Genomic DNA, 23,475 nt, shown 5'->3' with positions numbered 1-23,475 from the left:
GGGACGAGCGGTCGGGGAGCTACGGGAAGATACCCGCGGTGCTGTAGGAGGCGGCGACCTTATCGATTGCCAGCACCATCGCGGCCGTGCGCAGATCGACGTCGGGGCCCAGCTTCTTCCGGTACCGGCGGATGTGGTGGTAGGCGGTGGCCATCGTCTCCTCCAGTCCCGAGTTCACGAGGTCGATCTCGTCCGCTCCCCGGGCCAGAATCCGGACCTCGGCCTGGCTGAAGCTGGCGCCGGTCGCCGAGCTCATCGCGTTCAGCAGATCCCGGCGCACGCTCTCCTCGAACCGCTTCTGCATCCGTCCGAAGCGGACATGGGAGAGGTTCTTGAGCCACTCGAAGTAGGAGACCGTGACGCCGCCGGCGTTCAGATACACGTCCGGAATCACCAGGATGCCGCGCCTGGCCGCCGCGGCGCTGGCCGCCGAGGTGGTCGGCCCGTTCGCCGCCTCGGCCAGGATGCGGCAGGAGATGCGGCCGACGTTCTCGCTCGTGATCTGGTTCTCGAGGGCGGCCGGAACCAGGATGTCGCAATCCAGCTCGAGGGCCCGGAGGCTGGGCTCGACGTTGGACGCGCCCGGAAAGTCGAGGATCGATCCGGTCGTCTTGCGGTGTTCGACCACGTCATCGATGTCGAGTCCGCCCGGATCCGCGATCGCACCCTCGAACTCGGCCAGGCCGACCAGCTTCGCGCCGGCGTTCTGGAGGTACTTCGCCGCGTGATAGCCGACGTTGCCCAGCCCCTGGATGACGACTCGTTTACTGGCGACTCCCGGTTCGAGCCCGAGCTTCGCCATGTCGTCCTCGAACGAACAGGCTTCGCGGATGCCGAAGAAGACGCCCAGTCCGGTCGCCTCGGTGCGGCCCTGAATGCCGCCGTGCTCGACCGGCTTGCCCGTCACGCAGGCGGCGACGTTGACCTCGCCGTGCTCGATCTGGGCGTAGGTGTCGGCGATCCAGGCCATCTCCTGCTCGCTTGTGCCGTAGTCGGGCGCCGGCACGTCCTTGCCCGGACCGATGAAGGACTTGCGCTGGAGTTCGGCGGTGTAGCGCCGGGTCAGGCGTTCCAGCTCCCCCTTGGAGTAGTTTCGGCGATCGATGCAGACCCCGCCCTTGGCGCCGCCGAAGGGAACGTCGACGAGGGCGCACTTGTAGGTCATGAGCGCCGCCAGGGCCATGACCTCGTCCTCGTTCACGTTCGGCGCGTAGCGGATGCCGCCCTTGGTCGGCAGCCGGTGGTGGCTGTGTTCGGCGCGCCAGGCGTGGATGACTTCGATCGTGCCGTCATCCCGACGCAGCGGGAAACTCATCCGGTAGACCGAGTTCACCCACTTCACCTGCTCCAGCAGGGTGGGATCGTGGTCAGTGTGCTTCGCCGCCTGGTCGAAGGCGACGTTCACCTGATCGAAGAACGTCAGGTGTTGTGCGGCCTGCCCTGCTTCTGTTTCGACCGCGGCGACCGTCACTTCGGAATCCTCGTCATCGTCGTGTCCCTCCCTGGAGGTCAACGCTCTCCAGGGGCAACCTAATCCCAGCTAAGGCACTCGTCAATCGGGACCGCCCAGTCTCCTCGCTTCGACTGCTGCTTCGGGATAGAAGTTGCTTCGGTCGGCGGCGACGAAGGCGTAGACACGGATGCCGGCCAGGTGGGCGATATCCAGCGCCAGGCTCGACGGCGCGCCGACCGCGGCTATCACGGGGACGCCGGCCACCGCCGCCTTCTGGACGATCTCGAAACCGAGACGGCCGCTGACGGCGAGGATCGTGTCGTGCAGGGGCAGCCGGTTCGCCCGGAGTGCCTTGCCTATGACCTTGTCGACCGCGTTGTGGCGTCCGATGTCCTCGCGAAGCCACAGGAGTCCGGGCCTTCCTTCGGCGACCTCGAAGAGGGCCGCGGCATGGACGCCGCCGGTGTCGCCGAAGAGGCGCTGGCCTTCCTGCATCGCCGCGGGCAGCGACTGGACCAGGAGACGCTCGCGGTCCGGCTCCAGGTCGAGCGGACGGATCGCCGGCAGCCGCACCCACAGGTCTTCGAGCGAGGGCTTGCCGCAGACCCCGCAGGCGCTGGTGACGCGGAAGGCTCGCTCCCGCTCCCTGGTCCTGGCCCGGCGGTTCGTTGCCCGTCGCCCGCCTGCCGAGAGCCGGACATCGACGATCGACCCGGGAACGGCCGGTTCGCCGCCTGGCGGCGGCGCCTCGTCCAGCCGCGGCGCTCCGTCCACGGTCACGGCGTCGACGTCGGCAGCCTCCTCGATCATCCCTTCGGCGTGGAGGTAGCCGAGCGCGAGGTCACGCTCCTCGCCGGGGCTGCGCATCGTCACGACGACGGCCTCGCCGTCGACCCGGATCTCCAGCGGTTCCTCGACCGCCACCACGTCGGGTCCGACGTCGCCCGAACGTTCGACCAGTGCGCTCCGCTCCGCTGCCGTATCGGGTCCGAACGCCTTCACGCGTCGGCTTCCGTTCGTTCGACCCGTACGCGGACGCCGTACTCCGGCTCGCCGGAGTCGGGGTCCAGGGACCAGGGCAGCAGCTCCATGCATTCGGGCCAGTGCGCTTCGACGTTGCCGGCCTTGATCGGCCCAAAACGCGCGACGAACTCGATCCGCGACACCGGCGACGAGACGACGACCCGTTGGCCGGCGCCGATGCCGCGCGCCCGTCCATCGTCCGCGTTCATCAGGAGGTCGGAGCGCTCGAGGCCGGTCAGGGGGTCCCGTCCGGCGTGGACCATCGAGTTGAACTGCCGCCCGCGGCGGGTTGAGAGGAAGAGTTCGCCGTCGAGCGGCTCCCGATCCGCCGGCGGTTCGACTGCGTGGAACCTCGCTCGGCCCGACGGTGTGGCGAAGCGCCCGTCCTCGAACAGTTGGGTACCGCCCCACTGGAACTGGTCGCCCTTCTGTTCTAGATTTTCGATCCCGGCGTAGCGCGGCACGGTAGCCGCGATCTCGGTCCGAATGGCCCCGGTGCTGCCAAAGCCGAGGACGCCGGGAGGATCGGGACGCGCCCGGGAGACGACCTCGCACAGCACCTCCCACTCGGGCCGGCACTCGCCGAGCGTTCGGCTTTCGGCACCGTCGTGGCGAATCGAGGGCGAGAACACGATTCGCCGCTCGGTCGTCGTCTCGGTCACACCGCCGGGGATCTCGTAGCGCGTCGTGGCCGGCAGCAGCAGCACGGTGTCGCTCGGTTCGACCAGCATCGCGGTGTTCAGCACGACATCCTGGTGAATGCGAAGCGCGGGTCGGTGCAAGGCGTTCTTCTGCCGTTCCGGCTCCGGCGCCGTCTCGAGGAAGTTGCCGCCGACGATCCACCAGGCGTCGATCGCCGCGGCCGCCGCCGCCTCGATCTGCCCGGTGGCGGCCAGGCCGGGGCCGCGTGGCGGCTCGAAGCCCCAGGCGTCCGCCCAGCGGTCGAGGGTCTCCGAGTCCGACTCCGGGGCGCAGCCGACCTCTGCGCCTCCCTGCACTCCGGAGTGGCCTCGAATCGGCACCAGGCCGGCCCCGGCCTTGCCCGGAAGCCCGCGCATCAGGCCCAGGTTGGTGAGCGCCAGCACGGTGTCGACGCCGTGGCGGTGCTGGGTCAGCCCCATCGACCAGACCAGGATCGTCTTCGGCCTGGAGCAGAGAAGCCTGGCGAAGCGCTCCATCTCGGCGCGCGGGACGCCGCTCGATTGCTCGATCGCTTCCCAGGACGTGTCGCGGAGCGCCGCCTCGACCTCCGCAAAGCCCTCGGTGGAGCGCTCGACGAACTCGCGAGCGACGCCGCCCGGAAGGTCGAGCAGCGCCTTCATCGTGCCGTTCAGGAAGGCGAGGTCGCCGCCGGTGTCAACCGCGTACCAGTGTTCGGCGAGGTCGGTGCCGAACAGGGCGCTCGATGCCACCGACGGCACCCAGTAGCGATCGAGGCCGGGTTCCCGGTACGGATTGACGACTGCGATCTCGGCGCCCCGGCGCCGCGCGAAGTGGAGGTACTTGATGGTGACCGGCTGGTTGTTCGGAACGTTGGAGCCGAAGAACACGATCAGGTCGGCGTCCAGCCAGTCGCGGTACGAATTCGTGGCGGCGCCGACTCCCAGCGCGCGCCTGAGCGCGATGGTCGATGCGGCATGGCAAAGGCGCGCGGCGGTGTCGACGTGGGGGGTGCCGAGGAAGCGGGCGGCCTTCTGCGCGACGTAATAGGTCTCGTTCGGAACACCGCGCGACGTCAGGAAGAAGGCTGCTCGGGTGGGGTCGCGTTCACGAATCTCGGCGAGGCGGGAAGCGGCCAGGTCGACGGCTTCGGGCCACCCGATGCGACGGAACCCGGGCTCGCCAGCGCGCCGGACCATCGGGTGTGCGAGCCGCCCGAGGGCTCGCAGTTCCGTCGAACCTCTGTCTGTCAGAGCGCCGGCGTCGGCGAGGACGGCCGGGTCGAGGGCCGGCATCGTGTTCAACCGCAGTAGATCGAGCCGGACCATGCAGAGGTGCACTCCGTCCAGGGTCCAGTCGCGGAGCCCTGTCGTTCCCAGCGCGCAACCATCGCAGACGCCGTCCCGCAGGATGCGCCACGCGTAGCCGGCTTCGTCCCGGTTCCGCCAGGCCACCCTGGCCATTTCCATGTAGTGGCGCGGCTTGGTTTGCCCCAGGCCGAAGGGGGTCCGCAGGCTGGGGCTCACCGGCCGATGATAGAGGAGCAGGAACGTTAGAGTGTCGGTGGTGCGAATCTCCCGAGTTGTCATCGTCCTGACACTGGCGGTCGTGCCGGCCGCGGCGTTGGCGCAGAGCGGGCAGGCCGAAGTCACACCTGCCTTCGAGTCCGAGGACTTTGCTGCCGCAGTCGATCCGCGGGCCGACGGATGGGATACCGAGGCGCTCAGCGAACGGGCCGAGGCCCAGCTCAAGCGCGTTGCCGCGTGGCTGGTGGGGCTCGCCGCGAACGGCGGCGATGCTGCACCGTCCGGCGAGGTCGGGTCGGTTGTCGATCAGACGTTCGAGTCGCCGGGATTCGTGCCCGAGAGCCTGGCCGCGCGCTACCGGGGGCCAGCCTTCAACGTCGAGAGCGGGAGCGCGAGTGGCGCGGATGTCGGCTACCGCGGCGCCGAGGGCTTCAGGCGGGCCCTCGGCGCTCTCGCCGGGCGGCTGGCCGGCGACCGGCTGCCGCGGGCGGACTTCAAGCTCTACTCGGTCGACGCCGGGTCCGCCGGGTTCACGACCCTGGCGTACTTCGAGGCGTCGGTCGCTGGACCCGCCGGCAGCCGGCAGTTGAACTCAGTCTGGTCGGCCGTCTGGCGGTTGGCCGCGGACGGGGCCGGCGAACCGTTGCTGCTGCGGGTCGAGGTGGCCGACTACGAGGAGACGTCGACTCCCCGCCGTCCTCTCTTCGTCGACGTCACGGAGGCCGCGGTCGGCCACAACCCGAGCTATCGGGAACAACTGCTCCAGCCGCCGGACGCGTGGCTCAACCGGATCACCAAGGCCTCGGGTTACAACAAGACGGGTTGGCAGGGCGTCTCGGTCGCCGACGTGAACGGTGACGGCCTGGACGACCTCTTCCTGCCCGAGCAGGGCGGCCTGCCGAACCGGCTCTACGTGCAGAACCGGGAAGGTACGTTCGACGACCGCTCGGCTGAAGCGGCGGTCGACTTCCTGGAGCGGGCCCTGGCCGGGCTGTTCGTCGACCTCGACAACGACGGTGACCCGGACCTCGTCCTGTCCAGCCGGCCCGCTGTCCTGGTGCTCGAGAACGACGGCAGCGGCGGCTTCGCCCGCGTTCGCCACATCGCCGGCGAGATCCCCGACAGCAACTCGCTCTCGGCGGCCGACTACGACAACGACGGCGACCTCGACCTCTACGTCTGCGCCTACCGTCGGGCCTACGACGAGCGCGGCGTTGCGAGCCCGGTGCCGTACCACGACGCGAACAACGGCGGCCGCAACGCTCTGCTGCGCAACGACGGCGGCTTCCGCTTCGTCGATGCGACCGTCGAGACGGGGCTCGACGTGAACAACCGCCGTTTCAGCCTGGCCGCGTCCTGGGAGGATGTCGACGGCGACGGCGACCCGGACCTCTATGTGGCCAACGACTACGGCCGCAACAACCTCTACCGCAACGACGGCGGCCGATTCGTCGACGTGGCCGGAGAGGCCGGGGTCGAGGACATCTCGTCCGGCATGTCCGTGAGCTGGGCCGACTACAACCGGGACGGGCGGATGGATGTCTACGTCGGCAACATGTTCTCCGCCGCCGGCAACCGGATCACGTATCAGCGGAAGTTCGAGCGCGACCGGCAGCGCGCCGGCCCGCTGGCGGACGTCCAGCGGATGGCGCGCGGCAACTCCCTGTTCGCGGGGGCTGAGGGTGGCGGCTTCCACGATCGCAGCGTTGACGCCAACGTCACGATGGGTCGCTGGTCCTGGTCGTCCGTTTTCGCCGATATCAACAACGACGGCTGGGAGGACCTGGTCGTTGCCAACGGCAACCTGACCCAGACTCTCCCGGACGACCTGTGAAGCTTCTTCTGGCGGCAGGTCGTGCCGCGCGCGCCGAGTTCCCCGGATGACCGCTCGCTGGAGCCGTATCTCGAATCCCTGCGGGCGCTCCACGAGCGGCTCGACGAGGGGCTTTCCTTCAGCGGCAACGAGCGCAACTGCGTCTTTCTGAACCTGGGAAACAGCCTGAACCCCGGCGAAGCTGGCGTTTCCTTCGCCAACGCGTCGGCGGTGAGCGGTCTCGATTTCCCGGACGACGGTCGCGGCGTCGGCTTCCTCGACCTGGAGGGCGACGGCGATCTCGATGTGGCGATCAGCAACCGGACCGCGCCGCGGTTGCGGCTGATGCGGAACGAGTTGCCGGCGGGGCGGCGCTTCGTCGCCCTGCGTCTGGAGGGAGACGGCGCGGGCACGAACCGGGACGCGGTCGGAGCGCGGGTGGAAGTCCCAACCTCGTCCGGCATCCTCCGCCGATCCGTCCGCGCCGGCGAGGGTTTCCTCTCGCAGTCGAGCCGCTGGCTCCACTTCGGTCTCGGTGACAGCGAGGTTTCGGGTCCGGTGAGCGTCCGCTGGCCCGGGGGAGGCAGCGAGACGTTCTCCGGCGTCGAGGCCGGGGGCCGCTACCGGATCGTCCAGGGCAGCGGCGGCGCAGAGGCCGTGCCGGGACCGCCGAGGCAGACACCGTTGATGCCGCGTGCCCAGGAGCCGCCGGCGGCGACCACTGGCGCACGTGTCGTGCTGGCGCCGCGTCCGCCGGCTCCTTCGTTGACGTTGCGCCCCTTCGGCGCCTCGGAGCCGTTGGCGGTAGAGGCGGGCCAGGGGCGGCCGGTGCTGGTCAACATCTGGGCGAGCTGGTGCGTTCCCTGCCGTTTCGAGTTGCAGGACCTGGCGAACGAGGAGGATGCGCTCCGTGCCGCGGGTCTCGAGATCGCCGCGCTGTCGACGGATGGCATGGGTGACCTGGCGACCACGACCGAAGCGGCGGCGCGGAGCTTCATGGACGAGATCGGCTTTCCGTTCCTGAACGGAGTGGCGACCGAGGAGACGCTGGACAAGGTCGAGATCGTCAAGAGGTCGCTATTCGACCGCCGATTCCCGCTGTCGCTTCCGTTCTCCATGCTTCTCGACGGCGAGGGCCAGGTCGCCGTGCTCTACCGGGGAGGCGTAACCGCGGGTGACCTGATCGCGGACCTCGAACTGCTGGATGCGCGGGACTCCGACCTGCGGGTGGCGTCTGCTGCGCTATCCGGCCGCTGGTACACGGAGCCCCCGGACGAAGTGTCGCTCGCCAGCTACGCGCGCTGGTACGAGGAGCCGTTTCCGGAGGAGTCCGTGGCGTTGCTGCGGCGTTCAGTCGACGTCGAGCAGGCGCGCCTCGACGATGGCGGTGGAGCGTCGTTCGAGCGGCAGGGAGCGCGGGACCGCCTGTTCAAGTCGCTCCAGCGCCTGACGGTGCTCGAAGGCCGGCGTGGGGACAACGAAGCCGCGGCCCGGTACGCCCGTGCCGCCCTGGATCTCGAACCCGACGATCCGGCGGCGCGGGCCGCCTGGCAGAACGCTCTCCTCGACGCTGGCGACACCGGCTCGGTGCGGGCCCAGGCAGAGGCTACGCTCGCTGCCGATCCGGGAGACGTGGCGGCCCGGGTTCGCGTGGCCGAACTGCTCGACCGGGAGGGACGCACGGACGAAGCGGTGCGGGAACTCGGCCGCGCGGTCGAGGAGAGCCCGCGGGATGTGGAGCTGCGGTATCTCTATGGCCAGTTGCTCGCCAAGGCGGAGCGCCTGCGGGAGGCGATGGAGCAGTTCGCGGCGGTTGTCACTCTCGATCCGCGCTACGTCGAAGCGCACCGGATTCTGGCCGAAGCCGCCGTTCGCAGCGACGAACTCGGCGCTGCCTGGGGACACTACCGGGCGATCCTCGAAGTCGAACCGCGGGACACGGAGGCTCTCTACGGAGCGGCCCGGATCGCGGCCGCCGCGGGCCGCCTGGAAGAAGCGATCGAGAACTACCGGGCGCTGCTCTCGCACGACCCCGATCACGCCGCGGGCCGCCACGAACTCGGACTGTCCCTGATCCGCAGTGGTCCGTCCGGCGCCGCCGAGGGCGCGGAACACCTCCGTCGCGCCTACGTTGAAGACCGGAACCTCCTGGCGCGGGGCAACGACATCGCCTGGACGCTGGCGACCCATCCGGATGCCGGCCGGCGCGACGGTCGCCTCGCTCTCCTGATCGCTCTCGAACTGAACGCGGTCGCCGGCGGCGCCGAGCCCGCCCTGCTCGAGACCCTGGCGGCTGCCCAGGCCGAGACCGGCGACTTCGAAACAGCGGCGCGGACGGTGGCGTCGGCGCTTGAGATCGTCGGCGACCCGCGGAACACCTCGCCCGACCGGGAGCAGTTGCTCGAGCTGCTGAACCGCAGGCTAGAGCAGTACCGGCAGGGGATTCCCGTCCGGGGCCGGTAGAGCCGGGTCAGGCGTCGCGGAACGGATCGCGTACGGTGACCGTTCCGTACATGCGGCCATGTTGAAAGTCCTCGGACAGGATCTCGGAAAGGCCGTGGACTTCGGCGTAGGCCCACAGGTGTGCATCGAACCAGGACAGGCCGTAGGCCGCCGCCCCGCGCAGAGCCATGCGCAGCACCGCATCGTCGGGGTAGATCACGTCGAACTGGGACATGATCTCCTCGGCCTCGCGTCGAGCGACGGCCGGATCGAGCAGTCGTTGGCCGGGTCGTCCCCGCGTTGTCGCCGCGACGAACTCGACCACGGCCTGGTGGGGGACCCGCGCGACTCCGTTTCGGAGGCACTCTCGTAGAACTGTGGACGCAGTCGACTGCTTCTTCGGGAAGCGGTGGTCGTAGCGGTAGACGAGGACGTTGGTGTCAATCAGGACGCGAGCGACCACGCTCGTAGAGTTCCTCTCGTGTCCAACCTCGGCTGTCCTGGTCCCGCGCTCGCCGCCCTGCCTGGCGCTCCTCCTGGCGAGCCGTTGCCGCGTCGAAGAGGCGCAGTCGCGCCTCTACATCCAGGTCGGCAGGAGCGTGGTCCGCGCCTTCGGGGACCATGCGGATCACCTCACCGGCTCCCTCGAAGCGTACGTCGTGCCCGGGCCGTATGCCGTACTGCACTGCGAGCGCCTTCGGCAGGGTCAACTGGAGCTTGCTCGTGACCTTGCTCATTTCCTTACCGTAGCAAGGATCAGTTCCTTGTCAAGCTGCTTCGCTCCTTCCTATCGGAAGTCGTGGCTCGGGATCCGCTCCAGGCGGTCGATGGGCCAGAACCTGTCCGCCTTGACGGATAGTGAGCCGTCCTTCTTCTGCAGCACGCCCTCGACGATCAGGCCGGAGGAGGAGACGATCGTGCGGCGGTGCTTCTTGAGCTGGTCCGGCATGACGACCGCCTGGCTCATTCCCGTCTCGTCTTCCAGGGTCAGGAACAGGAGGCCGCGGGCGGTGCCGGGACGCTGGCGGACGATGACGGAGCCGGCGGTGCGCACGCGTCGGCCGGCGGGCTTGTCCGGGAGCGCCGCGGCAGTCACGACGCGGCGGCGGTCGAGCGCGCGACGGTAGTACTCCATCGGGTGAGGGCCGGTGGTGATCGAGGCGACGGCGAAGTCAGCGGCGGTTTCTTCCATCGGTGTCATTTCGTCGAGCGGCGAAGGCGTGGTCGTCGTGAGTTTGGCGAACAGCGGGCCCTTCGGCTTCTCGACCTGGGCCGCCTGCCACAGGGCCGCGCGCCGGCCGCGCTCAGGCAACGCGCCAATCGACGCCAGTGCCGTGAGTTCGTTCCGGCGCAGGCGGCAGCGCTCGGCGAGATCCTCGATGCTCGCAAAGCGCCTCGCCGCCTGCTCGGCCTCGATCCGTTCCGCCGCTTCGCGCCGCATTCCCTTGACGTAGCGCAGTCCGAGACGGATCGCGCCCGCCGGGGGCGGTTCGCCGGGCGGCTCCGGCTCGCCGGCGTCCGCCGGCCGGTCCTGCCAGCGGCACATCACTCCCGACTCGTTCACGTCGATCGGCAGCACCGCGCTCCCAGCGCGCTGCGCCTCGCGGACCAGGGTCGCCGGGTGGTAGAAGCCCATCGGCCAGGCGTTCAGGAGCGACAGGAAAAAGGCGGTCGGGTGATGGCGCTTGAGGTAGGCGCTGGCGTAGGCGATCAGGGCGAAGCTGGCGGAGTGCGACTCGGGGAAGCCGTAGAGCGCGAACGAGGTGATCGCCTTGACGATCTGTTCCTGGGCGTCGCCCGTGATGCCGCGTTCGTTCATCCCCGAGCGCAGCCGCTGCTCGATCTCGTGCATGCGCTCGACGGAGCGCTTGAAGCCCATCGCCCGCCGCAGGTCCTCCGCCTCGCCGCCGGAGAAACCGGCCGCGACCATGGCGACCTTCAGGATCTGCTCCTGGAAGATCGGCACGCCGAGGGTGCGCCGCAGGATCGGTTCGAGCAGCGGGTGGGGGTAGGAGACCTCCTCGCGGCCGACCCGGCGCTCGAAGAAGGGATGCGCGATGCCGCCGACGATCGGCCCGGGACGGATGATCGCGATCTGGATCACGAGGTCGTAGAACTTGTACGGCTTGTGGCGCGGCAGGGACGCCATCTGCGCCCGGCTCTCGATCTGGAAGACCCCGACCGTGTCGGCGCGGCAGATCATCTCGTAGGTTGCCGGGTCGTCGGGCGGCAGGTGGGCGAGGTCGACTTCCCTGCCCTCGTGGCGGCGGATCAGGGGCACCGCCTCCTCGAGCGCGTTCAGCATGCCGAGACCGAGCAGGTCGACCTTGATCAGCCCCAGGTCAGCGCAGTCGTCCTTGTCCCACTGGACGATGACCCGGTTCTCCATCGCCGCCGGTTCGAGCGGCACGATCTCGTCGAGCCGTCCGGCGCAGAGCACCATGCCGCCCGAGTGCTGGCCCAGGTGGCGGGGATGGTTCTGGAGCTGCCGCCACAGGCGAACGAAGATCCGGATGCGCCGGTCGCGGGGATCGAACCCGAGTTCGGTGAGCTCCTCGTCCATCTCCTTGCTGTCGCCGCGGGAGAGGTCGTAGTGCCAGTGGCCGAGGCCCTTGGCCAGGCGGTCGACCTGGGACCTGGAGCACCCCAGCGCCTTGGCCGCCTCGCGCGCGGCCATGCGGTCGCGGTAGGTGATCACGTTCGCGGTCATCGCCGCGCCGTGCCGGCCGTAGCGCCCGTAGACGTACTGGATCACCTTCTCGCGCTGGTCGCCGGACGGCAGGTCGATGTCGATGTCCGGCCACTCTCCGCGTTCCTCGGACAGGAAGCGCTCGAAGAGCAGGTCCATCTTCACCGGGTCGACCGCGGTGATGGAGAGCGCGTAGCAGACGGCCGAGTTGGCGGCCGAGCCGCGGCCCTGGGCGAGGATCCGCTGCTCCTTGCAGAAGCGGACGACGTCCCAGACGATCAGGAAGTAGCCGGCGAGGTCGAGCTTCTCGATCAGCGCGAGCTCCTTCTCGAGCTGCGCTCCGGACCTGGCGGTCAGCGGCCGGAAGCGCTCCCGCGCTCCCTGCCAGGTCAGTTCGCGGAGATGGGAGATCGGCGTCTCGCCCTCGGGCACCGGGTAGTCCGGGAAGCGATAGCCGAGGTCGGCGAGGGTGAAGTCGAGTTCCCCGGTCAGTTCGTGCGCGGCGTGGACGGCGCGGGGGAGATCGGCGAACAGCCGGTGCATCTCCTCAGGAGCCCTCAGGCGGCGCTGGCGTTCGCGGGCGAGGCGGGCGCCGGCGTCGTCGACCGTCACGTGGTGCCGGATCGCGGTCATCAGGTCGTGGAGGGGCTTGTCGCGGGCCGCGGCGTAGCGCACGCCGCCGGTGGCGACGACCGGCACGCGCAGCCTGTCCGCCAGCCGGACCAGGGCCTGGTTGCGGTGCTCTTCGGCGCGGATGCCGTGGCGCGAGAGCTCCACGTGCAGGCGGCCGGGGAAGACGGCGTGCAGACGTTCGAGCTGGCGTCCGGCTGCTTCCAGCCCTTCCCGCGCCAGCGCCCGCCCGACCGGATCGGTTTCGGCGCCGGCCAGGCAGTGGAGACCTTCCGCGTGTTCTTCCAGCAGCGTCCAGTCGATCCGGGCCTCGCCCTTGGGGTGGTTGAGGGCGCCGGCGGTCAGCAGGCGGCAGAGGTTGCGGTAGCCCTGCCGGCTCCGTACGAGCAGGTTGACGCGGGTCTCCTGGTCGTCCAGGGCCGGCCGCTCCTCGCGCTGGCGTGAAACCGCCGACGCCTGCGGCCGGTCGATGACCGCCTCGGCGCCGACCAGGGCCCGGATCCCCGCTTCCCGCGCCGCCTTGTAGAAGCGCGGCGCGCCGGAGACGCCGTTCCGGTCGAGCAGCGCGACTGCCGGCAGCCCCAGTGCCGCGGCCCGCGCCACCAGATCCTCGGGCTGGGACGAAGCGCGCAGGAAGGAGAACGATGACGCGGCGTGGAGTTCGGCGTAGGGCGGGGGCCGAAGCCGGCGTTTCGGCGGAGTCCGGAACCGGCGCCGTCGCAGTTGCTCCTTGACCGCGCCCGGCGCGGCGTAGCCGGGATTCGGTTCGCCCCGGGCGTCGAGCAGGTCGTTGCCGCCGCGATCTTCGTAGCCGCTGCCCTTGCGCACGGAACCGGAGAGTCCCATGTTGCGGGCCGGCACGTTGACTTCGGGTTTGGGGACCTTGGGTTTGGGGGAACTGTCCCGGGCCATCCGGGAAGCGTAAATCAGGCGGTAACAGAAGGCAAGATCGGGGAGGCAGGCACGTTTCGTCCCCGTGTGGCAACATGCAAACCGAACCCGGCACGGCGCTAAACCGATTGACGCCGTCGAGTAACAGGAGAAGTGGAAGTGGCGAAGTACCTGATCGAGGCGAACTACACTCACACCGGCGTCCAGGGCCTGATCCAGGAAGGCGGCAGCAGTCGGCGGAAGGCGCTCAGCGAAACCGTGGAGGGCGCAGGCGGCACGGTGGAGGCCATCTACTACGCGTTCGGTGGCGCCGACCTGCTGATGATCGTCGACCTTCCGGACAACGAGACTGCGGTCGCGGTCTCAATGACCCTGAACGCCGGCGGCGGCATCAAGGTGACGATGCGCGTCCTGATGACGCCGGAGGAGATCGACGGCGCGGTGGCGAAGAGCGTGCCCTACCGCGCGCCCGGCGCCTGAACCCGAGCCGGAGCTGGGTGCGCGGGTCGTCTGACCCGCTGCCGCCGAAGGCGGCCAGAAAGATGCGCCGGCCGTCAGGCCGGCTCCGCTGGGCCGTCAGGGCGCCCGTAGCGGTTGGTGGGCCTGGTAGAGCGCGAGGCGGTCGAGCCGCTGCGGCGAATTGCCGCCGGCAACCTGGCGCTCCGCTTCCAGCGCTCGCTGCTGCCAGGTGACCGCGTCGTCGAACCGACCGGCCTCGGCCAAGGCCATGGCCAGGGTTTCCAGGTGGTCGAGCGCCGGCTGCTCGTCGACGACGCTCTGAGCAAGGTCCACCGCCCGCGCGCCGTCCCGGACCGCGTCATCGGGGCTGACCGCGAGCAGGCGCGCCAGCAGGTGACGCGTGGCGACGTCGCCGGGGAAGCGTCCGAGGGTGTCGTCGAGAGTTCGGCGCGCGTCCGCGTAGCGGCCGGTCTCGAACAGCATGAGTCCGAGGTTGAAGCGCGCCTGCAGATCGTCCGGCGTTAGCGCGACCAGGGCCTGCAACTGGACGGCGGCTTCTTCGGTCCTGCCAGCGCCGACCAGCACGGCGGAGAGCATCCGTCGCGCCTCGACCATGCCGGGATCCTGGGCGACGATCCGCTCGAGTTCCTCGACGGCGCCGGCGGTGTTGCCGGAGGAGGCCCGTGCTTGCGCCCGCTGCAGGCGCCAGGAGAGGTTCTCCGGCGCCAGGTCCACCGCCCGCTCCAGGTGTTGGGCGCCTTCGGTGCGGCGGCCCTCCCGAGCGAGCAGCATCGCCAGGGCGAAGTGCGCCCCGGGGTGTTCAGGGCTGAGGTCGATTGCCCGGCGCAGATGGCCTTCGCCGCGTCCGGCATCGCCGAGAGCGAGCAGTGAACCGGCCAGCCGGAAGTGAGCCTCGTCGTCTGCCTCGTTCGTTGCGAGGATCTCCTCGTACAGCGTGACGGCCCGTTCGTGGTCGCCCTCTGCGGCGGCGGCGACGGCTCGGTCGAGCGGCAGCGTGACGTCCTCCTCGAGCGGCCGCAGCCGTTCGAGGAGCGGGTCGTACATCGGGATCAGGACGTCCTGGTTCAGCCGCCACGCCTCGGCGGCCCGGTCCGCGTCGCCCAGGGCGCGGTAGGCGAGGCCGACGTGGTGATTCGCTTCGCTGCCCTCGGGCTGCGACGCGGCGACTTCCTGAAAGATCTGGAGCGCCTTCGCCGGGTCGTCCCGCTCCAGGGCGATGTAGCCCAGCCCGACGCGGGCCGTGGCGCTCTCCGGGTAGGCCTCCATGGCCGCCTCGTAGGCGGCTTCGGCAGCGTCGATGTCGCCGGCAGCCACCTGGAGTTCGCCGAGGCGGATGAGCGTCGACGGATCGTCCGGCCGGATGGCCAGCGCCTCCTCAGCGGCTGCTACCGCCCCTTCGAGGTCTCCGGAAGCGATTTGCAACAGCAGTTTGAAGTAGGCCCACTGGAAATCCGCGGGCGCCAGCTCCCTGAGCTGGTCCAGGCAGACCGCTGCCGCGTCGTGCAGCTCGTAGTGCAGGTAGCGCGCGCAGAGATCGCCGAAGGTGTTCGCCGCCAGCTGCGCCTGCATCGGCTCGGCGGCATGTTGCAGGGCGCCGGCCGTGAGCGTCCGATAGTCCCGAAGCCGTTGGGCGTCGATCGCGGCCACCTGGGACAGATCCGGCTCCGGCACCTGGTTCAGGTCGAGCGTCTCCTTGACGCGACGGATCTCCAGAAGCTCGGCGAAGTCCTGGGCGACGGCGGGCAGCGGGGCGATCAGCAGCAGCGCGACGATGGCCGCGGGACCGCTGGGGGGACGAGTCATTTGGCTAGCTGCTCAGCGGCTGATGGAAGTAGTAACAGAGCCCATCCGGCGCCACGACGAAGAAGACGCGGAACTTCTTGCCGTCGCGCTTGTCGATGCGCCAGTTCTTGACCTTGACGCCGTTGCTCTTCAGTTCGGCCCGAGCCGCCTTGATGTCGGTGACCAGGATCGCCGCGCCGTCCATGCTGGCGTCGCCGCCGTTGATCGCGAAGCCGATCCGTACGCCGTCGCGCTCGAGGATGACCGTCGGCATGGGCTCTTCGCGGCGCTCGACCTCGTGCAGCCCGAAGGCGTCCGCGTACCACTTCGCAGTTGTATCCAGGTCCTCGACCGGGAGAGCGAGCACGTCGTCCTGAAACGGGTAGGCGGCTTCGTAGAGCTTCATTGGGCGGAGTCTAGCCACCGGGATCATGGAATCATCAGCCGCCATGGACCCTGAAGCCCTCGAACGCGCCCGGCGCAAGGCGGAGGCGATCGGCATCGCCAGCGTGCAGCGGCACATCTTCCTGTGCTGCGACCAGACGAAGCCGAAGTGCTGCGACCGGGAGTTGTCGCTCGAGTCCTGGGACTACCTCAAGCGCCGGCTGCTCGAACTGGGCCTCACCGAGTCCGGCACGGTGATGCGGACGAAGGCGAACTGCCTCCGCATCTGCGACGCCGGTCCGATCGCGGTCGTCTATCCGGAGGGTGTCTGGTACTGGGGCTGCACGCCCGAGGTTCTGGAACGGGTGATCCAGGAGCACCTGATCGGCGGCCGTGTGGTGGCGGAGCAGGTGATTGCGGGCTCCAACGCACCCGGCGAGTAGCCGGCTGCTCTGCGAGTGCGATCAGAGCGGCGACGTCAGCCTCCGTAGCTCGGTCGAAATCTCCATGCGCAGCTGGTGCTCCGTTGGGCGCAATGGCGTCGACACCGCGAACCTGTATTCGCGTTGCGGTTCGAAGGAGGTCTTCTTGGTGAACAGGGCCTTTGGGCTGCCGTGCGGGTCGATCCAGTCGGCTTGCGTGCGTAGTTCGCCGGAGCGGTCGGCGTAAACGACTGGGCCGTGGTAGACGTGGACGAAGGTGTCGATGTTTCCGGCGCCTTCCCAGAACTCTGTTTCGTAGCGACTCGCGGCGTACCCGATGATTCCGAAGGCGTCCAGCTTCCCGATCGACTCCTTGTCGAACGTCAGCGCGAAGTCAATGCCGAGCCATGCGGCGAACGCTTCGGGGTCGAGGACTTGCGTTGCGGCGCGGTAGTCGTAGCTCTGCGAGAAGTGGTCCTGCAGACTGCGAAGCTCGGAGAGGTGCCGGTAGTGGGACGCGCAGAAAACCCAGTTCGCCTCTGATGCGGTGAAGGTGATCTTGGCTTTCGCGGAGGCGCCTAGGGGCAGAGTGTTCTTGGCCCACTCGGAAGCGTCCTTGGTGATCGTGCCGTCGTAGCGGTCGCCGATTCCAGGGTTGGAGGCCTCGAGCTCGCGGTAGTAGCTGGGTGTACCGAGTTGAAGCTCTGACGCGCGGTGCGGTGCGAACTCTGGTTTCGAGAACTTGACTACCCTGCCGATCGTAGGCGCGTGACGCGGTCTGTGGTCGGCAGCGTGGACAAGAACGAGATGGCAGGATCGCGACTTCAGATCGTGGACGGTGAAGCCTGTCGAGACCAGCGTCGGCGGAGTGGCGTGCGGGTTGAACCGCTTGGAGGAACGGAACGCGTCCGCGAGTGCCTGGTTGATGGTTCGGACCCCATCGACGTCGTACTCGGTGACGACCAAGTCGCCGTTGCGGTGACTGCCGGAGATGGCGCGATCGAGTTTCACGAGGCTCTCGTCCGACGCCGGTGACGTCCGTGTGGTGGGCGCATGGAGCGGCGACTTATAGCAGTTTGCTGGACTTTTATCCATACTCGATAAAAGCCGGGCAGATCCCTATAATCAGCCGATGGACCCAACCCGCAATCCCTACAGTCCGGGTGCCGGAAGCCCTCCGCCCGCACTCGTCGGTCGGGACGCCGAACTCGAGACGATCCGGATCGCCATCGAGCGCCTGCGCCTTGGCCGTTTCGCCAAGAGCGTGATCCTGACCGGGCTCCGCGGCGTGGGGAAGACGGTGCTCCTGCAGGAGTTTCGCCGTCTTGGCCAAAGCCGGAACTGGGTCTGCCAACCGCTTGAAGCCAGCGAGGGAATGCGGTTCCCGCAGGCGATGGCCGAACTCGTTCGGAAGGTGCTCCTTCGCCTCTCCCCGGCACAGAACTTGGCCGATCGGGCAAAACGGGCCTTTGGTGTGCTCAAGTCGTTCCAGGTGCGGTGGAACCTGCCAGACGGCGGTGATCTCACAGTAGGCCTCGATCCCGTGCCCGGCCGAGCGGATTCGGGGTTGCTGGACGAGGACCTGGCTGGCCTGTTTTCCGAGGTCGGAGAGGCCGCTCGCGAGCGGGGAAAGGGCGTTCTGGTCACGGTCGACGAGGTGCAGTACCTGAAGCGGAAGGACCTGGCCGCCCTGATCGTGGGCCTCCACCAAGTGAATCAGGAACAACTTCCCTTCCTGGTAGTGGGTGCCGGTTTGCCTTCGGTGCCGGCCCTTGCCGGCGAGGCGAAGTCCTACGCGGAGCGGTTGTTCAACTTCCGATCGATCGACAGCCTGGACGGGGACGACGCCAGAGCAGCTTTGGTCAAACCCGCTGACGAGGAAGGGGTCGTTTGGCAGCCGGACGCACTTGACCGAATCGTCGACGAGACTCAGGGCTATCCCTACTTCCTTCAGGAGTTCGGCAAGCAGGTATGGGACTTGGCGGATGGTCCTGTCGAAATCACTGCTACGGACGTAGATAGTGCGGTCACGACTGCGGTTGATGAACTGGACACCGGCTTCTTCCGAGTCCGGATCGACCGCACGACCGATTCAGAGCGCGAGTACCTGGTCGCTATGGCGTCACTTGGCGAGGGTCCGTACGCCTCAGGTCGCGTCGCGGCGACCATGGGCAGGGATACACCGGGTGTGGGGCCGGTGCGTGACAAGCTGATCAAGAAGGGACTCTGCTACTCGCCGCGTTGGGGCGAGATCGACTTCACCGTCCCTCTGTTCGATGACTTCGTGCGACGTCGATTGTGTGCTCCGGGTGATGTGCGTTCGTCCTAGGCCCCCTCAGTCGTACACGCCGTCCGCGAACCAGCGTTCCGACGTCCGGTCCCGGTAGATCCGGCACACCGCGCCGGTCTGCAGCTCGACGTCCCAGTAGTCCCGCATTGCCGGGGCTTCTCGCCACCAGCCTTCCTCGATCTCCCAAGGGCCGGCGGCGGTTCGGACGGCGCCTTCGATGCGGATGTGGCGTTCGTCCGTCGGCAGGGGGTTGATCTGTAGCGGTGCGGGACAGGGCACGACGCGGTCTGTCTCTTCGCTCTCCGCGGTCAGCACCTCGACCTCGACCGGCGGCCGCAGGGTGCGCACCGCCAGCATGCCGCGGCCGGGCCGGGGTTCGAGCCGGATCCGGGGCGGCGGGGGCGGGTCGTAGTCGGCCAGGCGGAAACGTTCGGGCAGGTGGCCGTTCCGGGTGCGCGGCGAGCCGACGCGGTTCGGGCCGAGCAGGGCGAGCAGCCGCGCGGTGACGGCGGCCAGGCGGTCGGGCGACAGGGCGGCCGGTCCGAGCAGGCTGAGCTGCGCCTGGCGCGGAACGTCGGGATGGGCGAGCAGTTGCATCGACGTGATCGGCGACCGGGGCGGCTCGTCCTCCAGGTGGAGACGGATCAGTGACAGCAGCGTCCGCGCCTCGCGGGTGGGCGCCGGCAGTTCGATGGCCAGTTCGTGGAGGCCCTCGGGCTCGACCTTGAGCGACAGCTCGAGCCGCTTGCAGCCCATGCCCCGGGCGTCGAGCCGGTCCGCCAGCCGGGAGACGGCGCCGCGGGCGACGAACAGGAACGGCTCCAGGTTGTCGATCGGCCACTCGAAGGTCTGCGACTCGCGGAAGGTGGGCGGCGGCGGACGGGGAGTCAACGGCTTCGGGTCGAAGCCCCGGGCGGCGGAATGGAGCGCCGTGCCGCGCTCGCCGAGGCGGCTGTGGACCTCGGCTGCCGGCAAGCCGGCGAGGTCGCCGACCGTGCGCAGTCCCCAGAGCTTCAGCGTGTGGAGAACTCCAAAGTCGTCGCCGTCCTGCGCCGAGTCGGGGTCGCGGCTACCGTCCTCGAACAGGGACTTGAGCGGCAACGGCGCCAGGAACCGGGCCTCGCCGCGCGGCGCCACGACGTTCGGCGACCGCGGGAGGGCGGCCGCCGCTCGCGCCGCCAGCTTGCTGCCGGCGATGCCGACCCGGCCGGGGAGGCCGGCGGCGTCCATGTCCCGCATGATCGACTGGCCGAGGCTGTGCTCGTCGCCGCCGACGCTCAGGGGCAGCAACGGGTTGACGGCGGTCTTGTCCCGCTCCTTGGCGCTGTTCCCGGCGGAGGCCGGACTGATGCCGGCCAAGTCGAGGTAGACCATGCCCTCGCCGCCGTCCTCGACCCGGGGCGAGAAGGCGTCCCCGATCTCGAGCAGTACCTCCTGCGCGGTGTGCTCGCGTTCGGGGTCGCGGGTGCGAGAGACGAGGCCGGACTCGATGTTCCGGGCCTGGGTCACGGTCAGCCCCGGCCGCACCCCGGCTCGCCGTGCCAGCCGGGAAGCGGCGACGATCCGCGCCGACGGACCTTCGTGGACCACGACCGCCTCGCGGGCGAGTTCGGGCGCTCCTCGCAAGTAGGCGGCAAGAGGAAACAACGCTGCTCGCAGGCAGGCGATGCGGGTCTTCCGCTTACCCGGCACGGCGCAGGACCTCGACCGGCGTACCGGCGGCGTTGCGGTTCTCCGCCCGACGGGGCGGCACGTCTGGCAGGGGGCGCCGCAGGCTGCGGGTAAGCACGCGCAACTCGACTTCGGCCGCGGCGCCCGGCCGTTTGCCGCGCGACTTGGTGAGCTCGAGCCGGGTTCTGAGTCCGTTGAGCAAGCGCGGGCTTCTCGGTGCGGCCTGCGCCCAGAGGGCACGGACCGGCGATGTTCGCGACCCGAGATCGAGAACCTTCTGCGGCGCCGTGCCGCCGGCGCGGTACGGGGCCGCGATCAGCAGCGCCGCCTGGTGGTCCTCCGCTGCCCGCCGCAACCGCAGCCACGCCGACTCCTTGCCGCGGCCACCGGGGATCGGAGGCAGACCGAGGTCGAGCACGACCAGGGGAAATCCGCCGCCGATCAGCACCTCGGCGCTGCCCAGCGCCTGCTTCAATCGCTCGGGCCGCGCCCAGAGCAACCGTTCGAGGTCGACCCCGGCGCGCGCCGCCGCCTGCGGATCGAAGTGATCCCCCAGATCGATCAGCGCCGCCGACTCACCACTCTCGGTGGCGCCGGCCAGCAGTTCCAGCACCAGGGAGAAGCGGCCGCTGCTTCGGGGGCCGACCAGCTCGATCGTCTGCCCGCGGCGGATGCCGCCGTCCAGCAGGCGGTCGACGCCCGCAAGCCGCGTGGCGAACACGTCGGCTTCTACTTCCTGGATTCCGGCCGAGGAACCGTCGCTAACCAGATCTCGCCCGCGCCGGATCTGGCGCACGAGCGAGCGCGGCCACTGCGGGTCGGTGAGAGCTGCGGGCAGGGAAGTCACGGCACCGTGGAGCGGAATGGGAAATGCGAAAGTGGGAAGAGAGCATCATAGCGAAACTAAGGCGTAAATGGGAAGTCCACCTGTTGTGGCGTCGCGGCCGCAGGTAGCGAGCCAGAACGGTCGCTCGACGCCCCTTGCTAAGACTTCAGGGCGAACCTTGAATAGGGAGAACCCTTATTCAAAGTTCCTGCACAAGCGCGTCAGCGCAGCCGCTGGAGGAACCACCAGTGGTGGCCTTCGGGATCCCGGGCGCCGTAGCTCCGGTCGACCCAGTAGCCCTCGCCGTAGTCCTGAGTCGCCGGCTCGATCGTGATCTCGGCGCCGGCCGCCCGTGCCCGCTCGCAGTGAGCATCGGCGTCGTCCACGTAGATGACCAGCGACTGCGTGTTCGCGCCGCCGACAGTCCGCGGAGACTTCTGGTACGCGCGGTCCGGCTGCAGGCCGGTCTGACCGATCATGATGAGCCCGCCGTCCAGGACGAGCTGCGAATGGACGATGCGCCCCTGGTCGTCCTCGACCCTCTCCTGCACCTCGAAGCCGAAGGCGCGGACCAGCCAGTCGATCGCGGCCGCCGCGTCGTCGTAGAAGACGGATGATGAGATTCTCGGCCAGCCTTCAGGTGGTTTCTTCATGGGGGTTCTCCCGGGTTCCCGCGACGTTCGCCTTACGGAACCACGTCCCCCCAGTTCGGTGCTGCCGCGGCTTCGCCTTCCCCGGCCGCCCATTCGATCGTGTCGCCGACCCAGGCCTGGAACATCTCGTGGTCCCAGACGTCCTCGCGGTGGCCCATCGCGTTGTAGAGAACGCGGCCGGCGCCGAGTTCGTGGCACCAGGCGATGGGGTAGGGGTCGATGTCGTAGACCTCCTGCTTGGCCCGCTCTTCGCCGGGGTCCATCAACGCCAGGACGTGGAGCTTGTCTTCGGCGAGGTTCTTGAACAGGTACCACTCGTCCATGATCTTCCAGCCGTCTTCGACGGACTTCATCGTGGGGTGGCGGGAATCGGCAACACGGACGATGCCGGGAAACTGCCTGCCGTGATGGGTGAACTCGCCGCCGATCAGGCCGATGTAGGGGGTCACTTCGTCGCCCTCGCCGTGGAAGGTGTCGGTCGCGGGGTGGAAGCCGACGAAACCGCCGCCGGCTTCGGTCCAGGCGATCAGGTCGGAGACGCCGTCGCCGCTCATCGGGGGATTGCCGTCGCCGCGGAAGATGCCCTCGCCGCTGCCGCCGCGCTGGGTCAAGTCGCCGGTCGTGTAGAAGATGACGACGTCGAAGTTGGCGAGTTGCGCCGTGTTGATCAGGCCGGCGTCCTTGGTGGAGGTGATCTCGAAGCCGCGGTCGGCCGCGACCTCGGCCAGCACGGTGTCGACGTGGCTGGGATGGCCGTCGGTGCGCTTGATGGCGGAGTGCTGGAAGCCGGAGGACTTGCTGACGAAGAGGACGCGGATGGGGTCGTCGGCTTCGTCTTCGGAGGCGAGGTTGGGGGTGGCCGCGACGAACAGCAGCGCGAGTGCGGTGAGCAGGGGGCGAGTGAGGCTGGCAGCTTGGATCATGCGGGGGAAGTTACCACCGCGCAAGTCAAGCGAACTTCGCGATGACCTCTTCGCCGAACTGGGCGAGCTTGTCCGGCGGCATCGGCGGGACGATGACGCGGGAGACGCCGAGTTCGGCCATTCGGGCGACGTGATCCGGCGGTCCGCCGTTGGCGGTGATCTCGATCGCGTCCGGGTCGCGGCCCGCCGCCTCGGCGCTGGCGCGCATGACGCCGAGCAGGTGCTTCAGCTGGTCGACGTCGCCGAGGGCGGGGAAGAAGCCGTCGCCCAGCTCGCCGGCGCGGCGGGCGGCGCGGTCGGAGTGGCCGCCGACGACGATGGGCACGGAGCCCTGCGTCGGTTGCGGCCGGCTGTAGCAGTCGGAGAAGGAGACGAACTCACCGTCATGGCTGGGGCAGTCCTCGGTCCACAGCGCCCGGAAGGCGCGCAGATAGTCGTCGAGGCGGCGGCCACGGCCGGCGAAGGGCACGCCGAGGGCATTGAACTCCTCTTCGAGCCAGCCGACGCCGACGCCCAGGACGGCCCGGCCGCCGGAGAGCTTGTCGAGCGTGGCAACGGCCTTGGCCGTGACCAGGGGATTGCGCTGCGGGACGATCAGGATGCCGGTGGCGAGCTTGATGCTCGTGGTCGCCGCGGCCACGTAGGATAGCCAGACGAGCGGGTCGGGGATGTCGAAGTCCTCGCGTCCGCCGGGCATCTTGCCGCTTTCGTCATAGGGATAGGGGGAGGCGTAGCCGCGCGGGACGACGACGTGCTCCACGGTCCATAGCGAGTCGAAGCCGGCGGCTTCGGCCGCCTGAGCGAGACCCGCGGCGGGTGGGCCGTCGACGAACGGGCCGGTGTTGGCGAACATGATGCCGAACTTCATCTCTTCTCCTCGTTCTGGGGGCCCCATCTCCGGGGCCACTGGAGCGCGG

At 69.1% G+C, this 23,475-nt stretch carries 19 protein-coding genes; 5 read left to right on the top strand and 14 right to left on the bottom strand.

The genetic code is table 11. The features are described from left to right. Positions 1–19: 19 nt before the first annotated feature. The 3 genes from OXI49_12365 to OXI49_12355 all read right to left on the bottom strand — a co-directional run bounded on the left by OXI49_12365 (position 20) and on the right by OXI49_12355 (position 4,662). Positions 20–1,471 carry a Glu/Leu/Phe/Val dehydrogenase gene (locus tag OXI49_12365; GenBank protein ID MDE2691301.1) on the bottom strand — a complete coding sequence of 484 codons (1,452 nt, stop codon included), beginning with the start codon at positions 1,469–1,471 and terminating at the stop codon, positions 20–22. Between the two features lie 81 nt (positions 1,472–1,552). Further along, positions 1,553–2,455 (bottom strand): formate dehydrogenase accessory sulfurtransferase FdhD, encoded by a 903-nt coding sequence (locus tag OXI49_12360; GenBank protein MDE2691300.1) that lies wholly within the window; start codon positions 2,453–2,455, stop codon positions 1,553–1,555. Next, the gene (locus OXI49_12355; protein ID MDE2691299.1) at positions 2,452–4,662 is read right to left on the bottom strand and encodes a molybdopterin-dependent oxidoreductase; all 2,211 of its coding nucleotides are present in this window, start codon (positions 4,660–4,662) and stop codon (positions 2,452–2,454) included. The genes OXI49_12360 and OXI49_12355 overlap by 4 nt, the downstream gene beginning before the upstream one ends. Positions 4,663–4,702: 40 nt before the next feature. Between OXI49_12355 and OXI49_12350 the strand changes: the two genes are divergently transcribed. Beyond that, positions 4,703–6,496 (top strand): VCBS repeat-containing protein, encoded by a 1,794-nt coding sequence (locus tag OXI49_12350; GenBank protein ID MDE2691298.1) that lies wholly within the window; start codon positions 4,703–4,705, stop codon positions 6,494–6,496. 21 nt (positions 6,497–6,517) lie between these two features. Beyond that, positions 6,518–8,938, top strand: a complete 2,421-nt coding sequence (locus tag OXI49_12345; GenBank protein ID MDE2691297.1) for a tetratricopeptide repeat protein — start codon at positions 6,518–6,520, stop codon at positions 8,936–8,938. A 7-nt stretch (positions 8,939–8,945) separates the two neighbouring features. Here the strand turns inward: OXI49_12345 and OXI49_12340 are convergent, their stop codons facing one another. From OXI49_12340 to OXI49_12330, 3 genes are read right to left on the bottom strand one after another with little or no spacing between them, the layout of a single operon-like run. After that, positions 8,946–9,380, bottom strand: coding sequence for a PIN domain-containing protein (locus tag OXI49_12340; protein ID MDE2691296.1), 435 nt, complete (start codon positions 9,378–9,380; stop codon positions 8,946–8,948). Then, positions 9,358–9,654 (bottom strand): AbrB/MazE/SpoVT family DNA-binding domain-containing protein, encoded by a 297-nt coding sequence (locus OXI49_12335; protein MDE2691295.1) that lies wholly within the window; start codon positions 9,652–9,654, stop codon positions 9,358–9,360. Before OXI49_12335 ends, OXI49_12340 begins: the two co-directional genes overlap by 23 nt. Before the next feature lie 50 nt (positions 9,655–9,704). Beyond that, positions 9,705–13,148 carry an error-prone DNA polymerase gene (locus tag OXI49_12330; protein ID MDE2691294.1) on the bottom strand — a complete coding sequence of 1,148 codons (3,444 nt, stop codon included), beginning with the start codon at positions 13,146–13,148 and terminating at the stop codon, positions 9,705–9,707. Between the two features lie 138 nt (positions 13,149–13,286). On the opposite strand from OXI49_12330, the gene OXI49_12325 reads away from it, so the two are divergent. Then, entirely contained in the window at positions 13,287–13,607 is a 321-nt protein-coding gene (locus tag OXI49_12325; GenBank protein MDE2691293.1) for a GYD domain-containing protein, read from the top strand. Positions 13,608–13,703: 96 nt separating this feature from the next. Here the strand turns inward: OXI49_12325 and OXI49_12320 are convergent, their stop codons facing one another. Together OXI49_12320 and OXI49_12315 are read right to left on the bottom strand one after the other, a co-directional pair. Beyond that, positions 13,704–15,410 carry a tetratricopeptide repeat protein gene (locus OXI49_12320; GenBank protein ID MDE2691292.1) on the bottom strand — a complete coding sequence of 569 codons (1,707 nt, stop codon included), beginning with the start codon at positions 15,408–15,410 and terminating at the stop codon, positions 13,704–13,706. 4 nt (positions 15,411–15,414) lie between these two features. Continuing rightward, entirely contained in the window at positions 15,415–15,795 is a 381-nt protein-coding gene (locus tag OXI49_12315; GenBank protein MDE2691291.1) for a VOC family protein, read from the bottom strand. A gap of 43 nt (positions 15,796–15,838) precedes the next feature. On the opposite strand from OXI49_12315, the gene OXI49_12310 reads away from it, so the two are divergent. Beyond that, entirely contained in the window at positions 15,839–16,216 is a 378-nt protein-coding gene (locus OXI49_12310) for a (2Fe-2S) ferredoxin domain-containing protein (GenBank protein ID MDE2691290.1), read from the top strand. A gap of 21 nt (positions 16,217–16,237) precedes the next feature. Here the strand turns inward: OXI49_12310 and OXI49_12305 are convergent, their stop codons facing one another. Beyond that, positions 16,238–17,206 (bottom strand): hypothetical protein, encoded by a 969-nt coding sequence (locus tag OXI49_12305; GenBank protein ID MDE2691289.1) that lies wholly within the window; start codon positions 17,204–17,206, stop codon positions 16,238–16,240. Positions 17,207–17,327: 121 nt separating this feature from the next. On the opposite strand from OXI49_12305, the gene OXI49_12300 reads away from it, so the two are divergent. After that, positions 17,328–18,524, top strand: coding sequence for an ATP-binding protein (locus tag OXI49_12300; GenBank protein ID MDE2691288.1), 1,197 nt, complete (start codon positions 17,328–17,330; stop codon positions 18,522–18,524). Between the two features lie 6 nt (positions 18,525–18,530). Here the strand turns inward: OXI49_12300 and OXI49_12295 are convergent, their stop codons facing one another. From OXI49_12295 to OXI49_12275, 5 genes are all read right to left on the bottom strand, one after another. Continuing rightward, positions 18,531–20,177 carry a DNA polymerase Y family protein gene (locus OXI49_12295; protein ID MDE2691287.1) on the bottom strand — a complete coding sequence of 549 codons (1,647 nt, stop codon included), beginning with the start codon at positions 20,175–20,177 and terminating at the stop codon, positions 18,531–18,533. Further along, positions 20,167–21,003, bottom strand: coding sequence for a hypothetical protein (locus OXI49_12290; protein ID MDE2691286.1), 837 nt, complete (start codon positions 21,001–21,003; stop codon positions 20,167–20,169). The genes OXI49_12295 and OXI49_12290 overlap by 11 nt, the downstream gene beginning before the upstream one ends. Positions 21,004–21,203: 200 nt before the next feature. Continuing rightward, positions 21,204–21,635 (bottom strand): VOC family protein, encoded by a 432-nt coding sequence (locus tag OXI49_12285; GenBank protein ID MDE2691285.1) that lies wholly within the window; start codon positions 21,633–21,635, stop codon positions 21,204–21,206. Between the two features lie 32 nt (positions 21,636–21,667). Beyond that, positions 21,668–22,558 carry a ThuA domain-containing protein gene (locus tag OXI49_12280; GenBank protein ID MDE2691284.1) on the bottom strand — a complete coding sequence of 297 codons (891 nt, stop codon included), beginning with the start codon at positions 22,556–22,558 and terminating at the stop codon, positions 21,668–21,670. A gap of 25 nt (positions 22,559–22,583) precedes the next feature. Then, positions 22,584–23,426 (bottom strand): LLM class F420-dependent oxidoreductase, encoded by an 843-nt coding sequence (locus tag OXI49_12275; GenBank protein ID MDE2691283.1) that lies wholly within the window; start codon positions 23,424–23,426, stop codon positions 22,584–22,586. Positions 23,427–23,475 lie beyond the last annotated feature (49 nt).

This window comes from Acidobacteriota bacterium (assembly GCA_028875725.1).
GTDB lineage: Bacteria > Acidobacteriota > Thermoanaerobaculia > Multivoradales > Multivoraceae > Multivorans.
The sequence above is the reverse complement of the archived record's forward strand: the minus strand, read 5'-3'. Positions and strand labels throughout refer to the sequence as shown.